General features: G+C 66.8%; 11 protein-coding genes. 1 reads left to right on the top strand and 10 read right to left on the bottom strand.

Translation table 11 applies throughout. From position 1 onward, the window contains the following. The 6 genes from DPV74_RS33085 to argS form a co-directional block, all read right to left on the bottom strand. On the bottom strand, positions 1–338 hold a 338-nt coding region (locus DPV74_RS33085), incomplete at its 3' end, for an ATP-binding cassette domain-containing protein (protein WP_119338707.1). Positions 339–537: 199 nt separating this feature from the next. After that, positions 538–2133 carry an ABC transporter substrate-binding protein gene (locus tag DPV74_RS33080; protein WP_060082786.1) on the bottom strand — a complete coding sequence of 532 codons (1596 nt, stop codon included), beginning with the start codon at positions 2131–2133 and terminating at the stop codon, positions 538–540. Between the two features lie 362 nt (positions 2134–2495). Next, positions 2496–3269: an SDR family oxidoreductase gene (locus DPV74_RS33075; RefSeq protein ID WP_119338706.1), complete on the bottom strand. Its 774-nt coding sequence runs from the start codon at positions 3267–3269 to the stop codon at positions 2496–2498. A 19-nt stretch (positions 3270–3288) separates the two neighbouring features. After that, positions 3289–3927 carry a thiol:disulfide interchange protein DsbA/DsbL gene (locus DPV74_RS33070; RefSeq protein ID WP_059492004.1) on the bottom strand — a complete coding sequence of 213 codons (639 nt, stop codon included), beginning with the start codon at positions 3925–3927 and terminating at the stop codon, positions 3289–3291. 69 nt (positions 3928–3996) lie between these two features. Next, entirely contained in the window at positions 3997–4899 is a 903-nt protein-coding gene (locus DPV74_RS33065; RefSeq protein WP_119338705.1) for an SPOR domain-containing protein, read from the bottom strand. A gap of 117 nt (positions 4900–5016) precedes the next feature. Beyond that, on the bottom strand, positions 5017–6798 hold the full coding sequence (gene argS / locus DPV74_RS33060; protein WP_059695321.1) for an arginine--tRNA ligase: 1782 nt from the start codon (positions 6796–6798) through the stop codon (positions 5017–5019). Positions 6799–6998: 200 nt separating this feature from the next. Between argS and DPV74_RS33055 the strand changes: the two genes are divergently transcribed. Further along, the gene (locus tag DPV74_RS33055; RefSeq protein WP_011353361.1) at positions 6999–7322 is read left to right on the top strand and encodes a DUF1840 domain-containing protein; all 324 of its coding nucleotides are present in this window, start codon (positions 6999–7001) and stop codon (positions 7320–7322) included. A 114-nt stretch (positions 7323–7436) separates the two neighbouring features. Here DPV74_RS33055 and metH read toward each other — a convergent pair whose 3' ends face one another. From metH to DPV74_RS33035, 4 genes are all read right to left on the bottom strand, one after another. After that, the gene (gene metH, locus DPV74_RS33050; RefSeq protein ID WP_059683933.1) at positions 7437–10154 is read right to left on the bottom strand and encodes a methionine synthase; all 2718 of its coding nucleotides are present in this window, start codon (positions 10152–10154) and stop codon (positions 7437–7439) included. A 42-nt stretch (positions 10155–10196) separates the two neighbouring features. Further along, entirely contained in the window at positions 10197–11264 is a 1068-nt protein-coding gene (locus DPV74_RS33045) for a homocysteine S-methyltransferase family protein (RefSeq protein WP_027789009.1), read from the bottom strand. 202 nt (positions 11265–11466) lie between these two features. After that, entirely contained in the window at positions 11467–11724 is a 258-nt protein-coding gene (locus tag DPV74_RS33040; RefSeq protein WP_006477667.1) for a DUF3567 domain-containing protein, read from the bottom strand. A 198-nt stretch (positions 11725–11922) separates the two neighbouring features. Beyond that, the coding region (locus tag DPV74_RS33035; RefSeq protein ID WP_205571961.1) for a hypothetical protein at positions 11923–12105 on the bottom strand (183 nt) is incomplete at its 5' end.

Raw genomic sequence — 12105 nt, 5'->3', positions numbered from 1 at the left:
GGCTCCGCGCGGCCATCGGCGAGGCGCGCGAGTGCGCCGAGCGGCGCATCGAGCGCGGCGAGCTGCGCGACGGTTCGCGGGCCGGCGGCGGCATCGTCGTGCTGCTGCGCGACGTAGGCGACCTGCGTCGACCGGTCGATCGTCCCCGTGCTCGGCGCGCAGCGGCCCGCGATCAGTTGCGCGAGCTGGCTCTTGCCGACGCCGTTGCGGCCGACGATGCCGGTCGGCGTGCGGTCGATGGAAAGGTCGAGCGAATCGAACAGCGTGACGCCGTCGTCGAAGCGGAAGGAAACGTGATGAAGCGCGACGAGCGCGCCGGTGGGCGTGGCAGCAGCCATAAGCACCTCCGAAAATGCGTGAAGACCTTCGCGCGCGGCGTGCGTGGCACGGCGGCGAAAACATTTTGGGAAGGCTTAGTTGTTCACTTTGGCTGGCGTCCGGTATGAGGAATGAGCGCGCAGTGTAGCAAGCGCGGCGCGCGGGCCGCAAGCGACGGCCCGACGCACCGTCGCTTGCGTGCCACGCGCGAGGGGCGCGTTACTGCACGGCGACCGTCGTGAAGTTCTGCCGCCCGAACGGGCTCACGTGGTAGCCGCTCACGCTCGTACGCGTGAGCGCGGCCGCGGTCGGGTAGCCGAGCGGAATCCACAGCGCCTGGTCGTGGATGATCTTCTGCGCGGCTTCGTACAGCTTCGCGCGCCTGGCCTGGTCGGCGGTCGACTTGCCGTCGGCGATCAGCTTGTCGAGCTGCGCGTCGCAGAAACGCGCGAAGTTGATGCCCGACTTCACCGCGTTGCAGCTGAACAGCGGCGACAGGTAGTTGTCCGGATCGCCGTTGTCGCCGGCCCAGCCCATGAACAGCATGTCATGCTGGCCGAGCTTCGCCTGCTTGATCAGTTCGCCCCATTCGATCACCTTGACCTCGGCCTTCACGCCGATCTTCGCGAGGTCGGCCTGCAGCAGCTCCGCGCCGACCTTCGGGTTCGGGTTCAGCACGCTGCCGGTCGGGCGGGTCCAGATCGTCGTCGAGAAGCCGTTCGGGAAGCCGGCCTGCGCGAGCAGCTGCTTCGCCTTCGCGGGATCGTACGCATACGGCGCGACGTCCTTCGCGTAGCTCCACGTATTCGGCGGATACGGGTTGTTCGCGGCCGTCGCGGTGTTGTCGAACACGACCTTCAGGTAGGTCGCGCGGTCGAACGCGAGGTTCAGCGCTTCACGCACCTTGTCGTTGTCGAGCGGCTTCTTCTGCGTGTTCAGCGCGACGAACGCGGTCATGAACGCGGGCGTCTGCACGACCTTCAGCGCGTTGTCGCCCTTCGCGGCGAGCACGTCCTGCGGCTTCGGCGACAGCGCGATCTGGCATTCGCCGGCCTTCACCTTCTGCAGGCGCACCGACGGGTCGGGCGTGATCGCGTAGATCAGCCGGTCGACCTTCGGCTTCGTGCCCCAGTACGTCGGGTTTGCGTCGTAACGGATCAGCGCGTCCTTCGTATAGCTCTTCAGCACGAACGGGCCGGTGCCGACCGGCTTCGCGTTCAGGTCGGCCTGCTTGCCGGCCTTCAGCAGCTGATCCGCGTATTCGGCCGAGTAGATCGACGCGAAGCCCATCGTCAGGATCGGCACGAACGTCGCGTTCGGTTCGTTCAGCACGAACTTCACGGTGCTGTCGTCGACCTTCGTGACCGATTTCACGAGCTTCACGAGGCCCATCGACTGCGCGTGCGGGAAGCCGCTCGCGCCGGCCACCTTGTGCCACGGGTTCGAATCGTCGAGCATCCGCGAGAACGTGAACACGACGTCGTCCGCGTTCAGCGCGCGGCCCGGCTTGAAATAGTCGGTGGTCTGGAACGCGACGTTCGGGCGCAGGTGGAACGTGTACGTGAGGCCGTCGGCGCTCGCTTCCCATTTGTCGGCGAGCGCGGGCACGACCTTCTTCGCCGCTTCGTCGTACGACACGAGCGTGTTGAAGATCACGTCGGCCGACGCGTTGGTCGTGACGAGCGAGTTGTACTGCACGACGTCGAAGCCGTCCGGGCTCGATTCCGTGCAGACGGTGAGCGGCTTGGCGGCGGCGAGGCCGGGGGCGGCGAGGGCGGCGGCGAGCGCGGCCGCGGCGAACAGCTTGACCTGCATAGGATCTCCCACGTGGCTTGTGTTTTTTGCTGGGTGACGGGATGCGGGCGCGGCCCGGAAGCGGGCAGGGCCGGCGCGGCTGGCGAATAGCATACCGTCAAAGCGCGCGACGCGTGGAAAAAGGCGCCTGAACGCGGTGAATTGACCGAAAAACGGCTGCGTTCGCGACGGAACGGGTGTTGGGGCGGCGAGCGGTGGAGCGCAGGCGCCGGGGAGGCCGGGGAGCGGCACGGCGAGGACGGTGCGGAAGCGTTGTGGGCTGGCCCCCGCGATTCGAGGTGTCGAAGCCGTCAGGCGTCGGGGCGGAGAGGCGGAGAAGCGGAGAAGCGGCCCGCGATGCGTCACGCGGGCCGTTTGGCCGATCAGTGCGCGCCGGCCTTCGGCTTGCGCGGCGCCTTCTCGAACAGGCGGTCGTAGAGCCAGCGCGGCAGCACGTGCAGCACCTTCGCGACGACACCCATCTGCCACGGAATCACGCGGAACGCGTGCTGCCGCGCGATCACCCGGGCCGCACGCGCGGCGAAGCGGTCGGCGTCCATCAGGAACGGCATCCGGTACGGATTGTGCGCGGTCATCGGCGTGCGGATGTAGCCGGGCGCGATCGTCACGACGCCGACGCCGGCCGGCCGCAGCTCGACGCGCAGCGCTTCGAGGTACTTCATCGCGGCCGATTTCGACGCGCTGTACGCGCCGGAGCCCGGCAGCCCGCGCACGCCGGCGACGCTCGCGACACCGACCAGCGTGCCGTGGCGCGCGGCCGTCATCGGGCCGACGAACGGCTCGAACGTCGCGACCATCCCGTAGTAGTTGATGTCCATCACGTCGCGGAACGTCGCGAGATCGCCCTGGCCCGTGACGGCGCCCTGGCTGATGCCGGCATTCGCGATCACGACGTCGGGGCATCCGTGCGTCGCGATGAACGACGCGGCGGCCGTCGCGAGCGCGTCGGCGTCGCGCACGTCGGCGGAGTAGACGGAGATGGACAGCTTCGGGAAGCGTCGCGCGAACGCGTCGAGGGCATCGGTGCGTCGCGCGACGAGTGCGAGCGTGGCGCCCTGGCGGGCGTATTCCTCGGCCATCGCGAGGCCGAGGCCGCTCGATGCGCCGGTGATGAAGACCTTCAGCGGAGTAGTCATGCCGGCGCGCGGGCGGGGATCAGAGCTTCTTGTCCTGAACCTGCTTCACGAGGAAGTCGAGCACCTGGGCGGTACCCGGGATGCTGTTCGCGTAAGCGGGGCCCGTCTTGTACTTGCCCTGGACGACGACCGTCGGCACGCCGTCGATCGCGTAGTCCTTCAGCAGCTTGGCCGACTGGTTCACTTCGCCCTGCACGCTGAACGAGTTGTACGCGTCCATGAACTGCTTCTTGTCGACGCCCTGCGTGGCCAGGAAGTCGGCCTGCGCCTGCGGCGTCAGCAGGTAGTTCTTCTGCTTGTGGATCGCGTTGAAGATCGCCGGCGTGACCTTCTCGGAGATGCCGAGCGCGGACACCGCGTAGAACAGCTTCGAGTGCGGGACGAAATCGTCACGGAATGCGACCGGGATGCGCTTGAAGTCGATGTTGCTGCCCTGCTTCTTCACCCAGGCCTCGATCGTCGGCTCGAATTCGTAGCAGTGCGGGCAGCCGTACCAGAAGAACTCGATCACCTCGACCTTGCCGGCCGGCGCGGACACCGGCTGCGGCGACTTCATCACCTCGAAGTCCTTGCCGGCGACCGGCGCGGCGGGCGAAGCCTGCGCGAGACCGGCGGCCAGGCCCAGGGAAAGAAGGAGCGTGCTAAGCAGTTTTTTCATGTTGTGAACGTCGAATCAGTTGCTCGGGTTACGGAACGTAACGGGTTCTGAGTGGGCTCGGCCGGTTGCTTACTGCTTCGTGAAACGGATCACCGCCGTGTCGACACCTGCATCGGACAGGCGCTGGCGGGCCGAGTTCATATCCTCGAACTTCGAGAACGGGCCGACGCGCACGCGGAAGTACGTCACACCGCTGACATCGCGCTTCGACACCTTCGACTCGAAGCCCTGGAAGCCGAGGCGCGCGCGCTGCTGCTCGGCGTCGCCTTCCGTCTTGTACGCGCCCACCTGCAGGAAGTAGCCGGTATTCGCGTCGTTCGCGGTCGGCGGCTTCGCTGCCGCGGCGGCCGTGGCCGACGAGGTCGGCTTCGGCGTGTTCGCGGCCAGTTGCTGCTGTTGCTGCTTTTGTGCGGCGGCTTGCTGCGCCTGCTTCTGCGCGGCGAAACGTGCGAGGTCGTCCTCGCCGCCTTGCTGCTGCTGTTGCGCCTGCTGCGTCTTCTTCGGCGGCGGCGTGGTGTCGGCCGGCTTCGGCGCGACGGCGACGCCGTTGCCCGACGACGCATTGTTCGACGCGGTCGTGCCGTTCGGGCTGCCGGTATTGTTCGAGCCGCTCGACCCGTTGGCCGACGGCGGCACTTCGACGATCTGCGGTTCGGGCAGCAGGCCGCCCTGGGTCTGGTTCGCGGCCTGGCCGGGCGCGGTGTTCGGCGGCGCCGGCTGCGCGGCCTGCGGCACCGGCTGGCCCGGCGTCTTGCCCTGCAGCGCGCGGTTCGGATCGAACTGCTGCGGCTGGCTCGCGCCGTTGTCGGCCGGCGGCGGCGCGACCTTCGACACGAACGGCGACGGGGAACGCGTGATGTAGAGCGCCACCACCACCGCGATCGCGAGGCCGACGATCAGGCCCAGCACGATTCCAAGAAATGTCCCTCCGGCTTGTTTCGATTGTTTCGAAGTGCGGCGTGGTTGTGCCATTGCTTGAGTCACCTGCAAAAAGAATCGTGAAAAGGCTGCGGCGGGCGTCCGACGGCGGGCATCCGACGGCGGGCGCTGCCACGGCCATTCGCTGCCCGGTTCGGGCCGCTTGCGTCGTTACATCTTGGCGGGCGCGGACACGCCGAGCACCGCCAGACCGTTCTCGAGCACCTGCCGGGTCGCGGCGAGCAGCGCGGCGCGCGCATTGCGCGGCGCTTCGTCGTCCACCAGCACGCGCTCCGCATTGTAGAACGAGTGGAATTCACCAGCGAGGTCGCGCAGGTAGAACGCGACCGCGTGCGGCGCCAGCTCGTTCGCCGCGTGCGTGAGCATGTCCGGGTACTCGGCCAGCTTCTGCATCAGCGACGCCGCCTGCGCGCTCGTCAGCTGCGACAGGTCGGCACCCGGCAGCTGCGCGGCGTCGACGTTGTAGCGCGCCTTCAGTTCGTTGAGCACCGAGCAGATCCGCGCATGCGCGTACTGGACGTAATAGACCGGGTTCTCGTCGTTCTGTTTCAGCGCGAGGTCGATGTCGAACACGAACTCGGTATCGGCCTTGCGCGAGATCAGGAAGAACCGCACCGCGTCGCGGCCGCGCGTGATGGTCGCTTCGTCGATCAGGTCGGGCGCCGCTTCCTGGCCCGCCGCCGCGCCGCCCGACCATTCGATCAGGTCGCGCACCGTCACGTAGCTGCCCGCGCGCTTCGAGATCTTCACTTCCTGGCCGTCGCGCATCACGGTGACCATCTTGTGCAGCACGTAATCGGGGTAGCCCTTCGGGATCCCGATGTGCAGGCCCTGCAGGCCGGCGCGCACGCGCGCGATCGTGCCGTGGTGGTCCGAACCCTGGATGTTGATCACCTTCGTGAAGCCGCGCTCCCACTTCGTCACGTGGTACGCGACGTCCGGCACGAAGTACGTGTACGTGCCGTCCGACTTGCGCATCACGCGATCCTTGTCGTCGCCTTCGTCGGTCGTGCGCAGCCACAGCGCGCCGTCCTGTTCGTAGGTCATGCCGGCCTTGATCAGCGCGTCGACCGTCTTCTCGACGCGGCCTTCGCTGTACAGCGACGACTCGAGGTAGTACTGGTCGAACTTCACGCCGAACGCCTGCAGGTCCATGTCCTGCTCGCGGCGCAGGTACGTGACCGCGAACTTGCGGATCGCGTCGAGATCCTCGACGTCGCCCGTGCCCTTGACCGGCTCGCCGTCCGACGCGGCGACCGTTTCGCCTGCCAGGAAGTCGCGTGCGATGTCGGCGATGTATTCGCCGTTGTACGCGGCTTCCGGCCAGCCCGCGTCGCCCGGCTTCAGCCCGCGAGCGCGCGCCTGCGTCGAGATCGCGAGGTTGCCGATCTGCACGCCTGCGTCGTTGTAGTAGAACTCGCGGTGCACCGCGTAGCCCTGGCTCGCGATCACGTTCGCGAGCACGTCGCCGAGCGCGGCCTGGCGGCCGTGGCCGACGTGCAGCGGGCCGGTCGGGTTCGCCGACACGAATTCGAGCAGCACCTGCTTGCCTTTCTCGCGATCCGACGTGCCGAACGCGCGGCCCTGGTCGAACACGGCGGCGATCACCGCCTGCTTCGCGGCGGCCGACAGGCGCAGGTTGATGAAGCCGGGGCCGGCGATCTCGGCGGCGTCGACGAGGCCTTGCGCGCCCGGCTGGGCGGTCAGGGCGGCGACGATCTGCTCGGCGAGCTGGCGCGGGTTCGTGCCGAGCGGCTTGGCGAGCTGCATCGCGACGTTGCACGCGACGTCGCCGTGCGCGGCGACCTTCGGGCGCTCCAGCGTGATGGTCGGGGCGACGAATGCAGCGTCGGCGCCTTTCAGCGCGTGTGCGACCTGCTTGACGCTATCCGCGAGCAGGGCTTCGAGGGTCTGTTTGTGTGCTGGCAGCATGCTGGTAGAAGGCTTCGTTGGTGGCGGCCGGAAACGCCGGCCCGCCGGCGCGCTTTTTAAGCGCGCGTTTCAGGGATCGCAGAATTTTAACAGGTGCTAATATGCCGCTCAGGCGGCCCGCGTCCGCGAGGCCGGACGCCGGTCTGCCGGCGTTCCCCAACCTCGCCGCGCAGGCACAACAAGATGAAAAGGGAATTGTCATGATTACGTTCAAGAGCAAGGCGGCACAGGATCTCGACGTGCTGAAGGATTTCGCCGTGTATGTGCTGGGTCTCGTCGGCAAGCAGCTGGGCGAGCGCGGCGTGATTACGCACGACGAACTGGACCACGCGATCGCCAAGCTGGAAGGCGCCGTTGCGCAGGCGAAGCAGGAGCGCGCCGAGCATGCCGGCCATTTCCACGAGGACGAAGCCGACCACGCGCACCACGAAGTGCCGCCGAGCCTGGCCCAGCGCGTCGCGCCGTTCCTCACGATGCTGCGCGAAGCGAAAGCCGGCGAAGCCGACGTGCACTGGGGCTTCTGAGCGTCCTTGCCCGGCGGTCCGAAAGGATCGAAAGGCAGAAAAAAGCCCGCTTCCGAGCGGGCTTTTTCTTTTGTCTGACGATAGCGGGCGGCGGTGCGTCCGCCGAAGGGCTGGTCAGAGCTGCGGCGCAAGCGCGCGGCGCGCGTCGTCGAGCGACAGCGCCATGCGCTGCGCGTAGTCCTCGAGCTGATCCTGTCCGATTTTCCCGACCGAGAAATACGTGCTGTCCGGATGCGCGAGATAGAAGCCCGACACGCTTGCGGCCGGCAGCATCGCCAGCGAGTCGGTCACGCTCATGCCGATCTCGTCCGCGTGCAGCACGTCGAACATGTCGCGCTTCACGAGGTGGTCGGGGCAGGCCGGGTAGCCGGGTGCCGGGCGGATGCCTGCGTACTTTTCCGCGATCAGCGCATCGTTGTCGAGCGTCTCGCCGCTCGCATAACCCCACAGCTCGCGCCGCACGCGCGCGTGCATCGCTTCCGCGAACGCTTCCGCGAAGCGGTCGGCAAGCGCCTTCAGCATGATCGCGCTGTAGTCGTCGTGGTCGGCTTCGAACTGCTTCTCCTTCACGTCGACACCGAGGCCGGCCGTCACCGCGAACATCCCGATGTAGTCGGCGACGCCCGATTCCTTCGGCGCGATGAAGTCGGCGAGCGAGCGGTTCGGCCGCATCACGCCGTCGACCACCGGACGCACGCTCTGCTGGCGCAGGTTGCGCCACGTGAGCAGCACCTCGCTGCGCGACTCGTCGCTGTAGATCTCGATGTCGTCGTCGTTGACGGTATTCGCCGGCAGCAGCGAGATCACGCCGCTCGCGGTCAGCCAGCGTCCCTGGATCAGGCGCGCGAGCATCGATTTCGCGTCGGAGAACACGCGGCGCGCCGATTCGCCGACGATCTCGTCGTTCAGGATCGCCGGGTACGGGCCCGCGAGGTCCCAGGTCTGGAAGAACGGGCCCCAGTCGATATAGTTCGCGAGCTCGTTCAGGTCGTAGTTCTTGAACACGCGGCGGCCGATGAACTTCGGCTTCACCGGCTGGTAGCTCGCCCAGTCGACCCGGGTCTTGTTCGCGCGCGCCTCGGCGAGCGTGACCATCGGCTGCGCCTTGCGGTTCGCGTGCTGGTCGCGGATGCGTTCGTAGTCGGACTTCAGTTCGTCGAGGTACTTCGCCGCGCCTTCGTCGGACAGCAGGCTCGATGCGACCGACACCGAGCGCGACGCGTCGGGCACGTAGACCACCGGGCCTTCGTAGTGCGGCGCGATCTTGACGGCCGTGTGCACGCGCGAGGTCGTTGCGCCGCCGATCAGCAGCGGGATCTTCTTCACGCGGAAGTAGTCGTCGCGCTGCATTTCCGACGCGACGTACGCCATTTCCTCGAGGCTCGGCGTGATGAGGCCCGACAGCCCGATGATGTCCGCGCCCTCGACCTTCGCCTTCGCGAGAATCTCGTTGCACGGGACCATCACGCCCATGTTGACGACTTCGAAGTTGTTGCACTGGAGCACGACCGACACGATGTTCTTGCCGATGTCGTGCACGTCGCCCTTCACGGTCGCGATGACGATCTTGCCCTTCGCGCGCACGTCGCCGCCCGCTTCCGCGAGCAGGCGCTTTTCTTCCTCGATGAACGGGATCAGGTGCGCGACCGCCTGCTTCATCACGCGCGCCGATTTCACGACCTGCGGCAGGAACATCTTGCCCTGGCCGAACAGGTCGCCGACGATGTTCATCCCGTCCATCAGCGGGCCTTCGATCACGTTGATCGGGCGGCCGCCGGCCGCGGCGATCTTCGCGCGGACTTCTTCCGTATCCTCGACGATGAAGTTCGTGATGCCGTGCACGAGCGCATGCGAGAGCCGCTTCTCGACCGGCTGGTTGCGCCACTCGAGGTTCTCTTCCTTCTTCGCGCCGCCCGCCTTGAACTTGTCGGCGATTTCGAGCAGGCGGTCGGTCGAGTCGTCGCGGCGGTTCAGGATCACGTCCTCGACGCGCTCGCGCAGCTCCGCGTCGAGCTCGGCGTACACGCCGAGCTGGCCCGCGTTCACGATGCCCATGTCCATCCCCGCCTGGATCGCGTGGTACAGGAACACGGTGTGGATCGCCTCGCGCACCGGGTCGTTGCCGCGGAACGAGAACGACACGTTCGACACGCCGCCGCTCACCTTCGCGTACGGCAGGTTCTGCTTGATCCAGCGGGTCGCCTCGATGAAGTCGACCGCGTAGTTGTTGTGCTCCTCGATGCCGGTCGCGACCGCGAAGATGTTCGGGTCGAAGATGATGTCTTCCGGCGGGAAGCCGCACTGGTTCACGAGCACGTCGTACGAGCGCTTGCAGATCTCGGTCTTGCGCGCGAACGTGTCGGCCTGGCCCTGCTCGTCGAACGCCATCACGACGGCCGCGGCGCCGTAGCGGCGGATCAGCTTCGCATGATGGACGAACGCCTCCTCGCCTTCCTTCAGCGAGATCGAGTTCACGATTGCCTTGCCCTGCACGCACTTCAGGCCCGCCTCGATGACTTCCCACTTCGACGAGTCGATCATGATCGGCACGCGCGCGATGTCCGGTTCCGACGCGATCAGGTTCAGGAAGCGCACCATCGCCGCCTTCGAATCGAGCATCGCCTCGTCCATGTTGATGTCGATCACCTGCGCGCCGTTCTCGACCTGCTGGCGCGCGACGGCGAGCGCCTCGTCGAACTGGCCGTTGAGGATCATGCGTGCGAACGCCTTCGAGCCGGTGACGTTGGTGCGCTCACCGACGTTGATGAAGAGCGTTCCGGACGTGACGTTGAACGGCTCGAGGCCGGCGAGGCGCATCATGTGATCGGTCATGGCGGTGCGAATTCTGGTGATGAAGGGCGTGGGGCGGTCGGGTCAGGCGTTGTCGCTGTACTGGTTCGGCCAGCGGCGCGGCTTCACGTCGGCGAGCGCCTTCGCGATCTCGGCGATGTGTTCGGGCGTCGTGCCGCAGCAGCCGCCCGCGAGGTTCACGAGCCCGGCTTGCGCGAATTCCTTCAGGAGCCCCGACGTGACGTCAGGCGTCTCGTCGAAGCCGGTCTCGGCCATCGGGTTCGGCAGGCCCGCGTTCGGGTAGCACGACACGTAGGTGTCGCACAGCTTTGCGAGCTCGGCGATGTACGGGCGCATCAGCGCCGCGCCGAGCGCGCAGTTCAGGCCGAACGTCAGCGGCTTCGCGTGACGCAGCGAGTTCCAGAACGCCTCGACGGTCTGGCCCGACAGGATCCGGCCCGACGCATCGGTGACGGTGCCCGAGATCATGATCGGCAGGCGCTCGCCGGTGTCCTCGAACAGTTCGTCGAGCGCGAACAGTGCGGCCTTCGCGTTCAGCGTGTCGAAGATCGTCTCGACGAGGAACAGGTCGACGCCGCCGTCGAGCAGTGCTTTCGCCTGCTGGTAGTACGACGCGCGCAGCTCGTCGAACGTGACGTTGCGGGCGCCCGGGTCGTTGACGTCCGGCGAGATGCTGGCCGTTTTCGGCGTCGGCCCGATCGCGCCCGCGACGAAGCGCGGCTTGTCCGGCGTCGCATATTTCGCGGCCGCCTCGCGCGCGAGCTTCGCCGATTCGATGTTCATCTCGACGACGAGATCTTCCATCTCGTAGTCGGCCTGCGCGACGGTCGTCGCGCCGAACGTGTTGGTCTCGACGATGTCGGCGCCGGCCGCGAAGTACTGGTCGTGGATCTCGCGGATGATCTGCGGCTGCGTGATCGACAGCAGCTCGTTGTTGCCCTTGATGTCGCGCGGGAAATCCTTGAAGCGCTCGCCGCGATACGCGGCTTCGTCGAGTTTGTAGCGCTGGATCATCGTGCCCATCGCGCCGTCGAGGATCAGGATGCGCGATTTCAGCAGCGCAGGCAGAGCGGCGCCGCGCGTGTAGTGCGCGTCGAGCGGGACGGAAGCGGCGAGAGGAGTCGCAGACATGGGCGAAAGACCGGCGAAGACGGGAAAACCGTCATTGTAGCCGGTGCGCATGGGCGCCGCCCGGCCTTGCGCGGCGCCGGCCGGGCCGCCAAATGAAAACCCCCGCCCGGCGAACCGGGCAGGGGCATGATCGGAGTGCTCGCGGCGCCGCGTCGATGCGCGGCGAATGGCCCGGCCGCGCGAGGCGCCGGGCCGCGGGTCGTCAGTGCAGTACGACGGGCATCATCATCAGGCTGTCGAATTGTCCGAGGAATTCGTCGACTTCATCGAGCGACGGTTCATCTTCGATCAGCTGCTTCACGTGTGCGCGGAATCGTTCGGCAAGTTCGCCGTCGATGAAGATCTCGCGCTGTGCGTTCTTGTCGACGATTTCGTATCCGCCGGCATTCATCAGGTGGTGGCCGGCCTGCGGCGCGAATTCGACGACGCAGTAGTTGGGGCTGTTGTAGATCATTTGCATGGCGGCACTCCTCTTCGCAGTGGCATCTGGCCTTGTTGTCCCCTAGGTGGGGCGAGCCTTGCCGGTTTCAAGGGGCTTGCGCTGCACACCCCGTTCCCGTTTGCGTGGGGTGTATCGGTTAGAAGCCGATGTCTATGAAACGTTTCCCATTGTCGACCGGTGGACTGAAATAGTTGTTAAAGAGTGTCATCGGCGATTTCACGGAAATCTGTAATCGGTCGAAATTGCCGAATCACGCGCATTCGCGCGCGAGTTCACTGTGTGACAGGCGATGTGACAGGCGAAGGCGCGGGCGGTGCAGCCGGTTGTGCAGCCGGCGGTTGCACGGCGGCGGGCGGCGCGGGTTGTGCCGGTTCGGCGGCCGGTGCGGCCGACGGTTCG

It is taken from the genome of Burkholderia sp. HAN2018 (assembly GCF_024704855.1).
GTDB classification, from domain to species: Bacteria; Pseudomonadota; Gammaproteobacteria; order Burkholderiales; family Burkholderiaceae; genus Burkholderia; species Burkholderia cepacia.
This window is presented reverse-complemented; position numbering and strand designations above follow the sequence as displayed.

Coding starts and splice junctions, on each gene's coding strand:
- DPV74_RS33070 (WP_059492004.1), bottom strand. CDS start 3,927: ATGAAAAAACTGCTTAGCACGCTCCTTCTTTCCCTGGGCCTGGCCGCC.
- DPV74_RS33075 (WP_119338706.1), bottom strand. CDS start 3,269: ATGACTACTCCGCTGAAGGTCTTCATCACCGGCGCATCGAGCGGCCTC.
- DPV74_RS33040 (WP_006477667.1), bottom strand. CDS start 11,724: ATGCAAATGATCTACAACAGCCCCAACTACTGCGTCGTCGAATTCGCG.
- argS (WP_059695321.1), bottom strand. CDS start 6,798: ATGCTGCCAGCACACAAACAGACCCTCGAAGCCCTGCTCGCGGATAGC.
- DPV74_RS33055 (WP_011353361.1), top strand. CDS start 6,999: ATGATTACGTTCAAGAGCAAGGCGGCACAGGATCTCGACGTGCTGAAG.
- DPV74_RS33080 (WP_060082786.1), bottom strand. CDS start 2,133: ATGCAGGTCAAGCTGTTCGCCGCGGCCGCGCTCGCCGCCGCCCTCGCC.
- metH (WP_059683933.1), bottom strand. CDS start 10,154: ATGACCGATCACATGATGCGCCTCGCCGGCCTCGAGCCGTTCAACGTC.
- DPV74_RS33045 (WP_027789009.1), bottom strand. CDS start 11,264: ATGTCTGCGACTCCTCTCGCCGCTTCCGTCCCGCTCGACGCGCACTAC.
- DPV74_RS33065 (WP_119338705.1), bottom strand. CDS start 4,899: ATGGCACAACCACGCCGCACTTCGAAACAATCGAAACAAGCCGGAGGG.